1 protein-coding gene is annotated in these 506 nt (G+C 68.4%); it reads right to left on the bottom strand.

Annotated elements, in window-relative coordinates; translation table 11 throughout:
* Positions 1–506, bottom strand: a 506-nt coding sequence (locus tag ACFOX0_RS34305; protein ID WP_377553869.1) for a non-reducing end alpha-L-arabinofuranosidase family hydrolase, incomplete at both ends; no start/stop codon positions are given.

The raw sequence follows: 506 nt of genomic DNA, 5'->3' as shown, positions 1-506 counted from the left end.
GAACGGCCACTGACCCCACTGGTAGGCCAGCACCCAGATGTTCTTCGGCGCGAAGTAGAAGAGCGTGGGGGCGACGGTGCCGGAGTTCATCCCGTTCTGGCTGGCCGAGGCCATGTCCGACCAGTTGGTGAAGGGGCCGAAGTTCATCGAGCCGTACGTCCCCGAGGTGTTGACGTTCGACGCGTAGACCAGGTGCTTGCCGTTGTAGACGACGTTGGTGAAGTCCTTGACCGAGACCCAGCCCGACTTGGGGTTGGCCAGCGAGCCCGTCGAGCTCCACCGGTACGACGATGGCAGCGGGCAGTTGCCGGTCGGCGGCGGGGTGGTCGGCGGCGGGGTCGTCGGTCCCGGGGTGGTCGGTCCGGGGGTGGTCGGCCCCGGGGTGGTCGGCCCCGGGGTGGTCGGTCCCGGGACACCGTTGCACGCCACACCGTTCACGGCGAAGTTCGTCGGCACCGGGTTACTGCCCGTCCACGACCCGTTGAAGCCGAACGACACCGTCCCGT

This window comes from Micromonospora zhanjiangensis (assembly GCF_042650605.1).
Classification (GTDB): Bacteria; Actinomycetota; Actinomycetes; order Mycobacteriales; family Micromonosporaceae; genus Micromonospora_J; species Micromonospora_J zhanjiangensis.
This window is presented reverse-complemented; position numbering and strand designations above follow the sequence as displayed.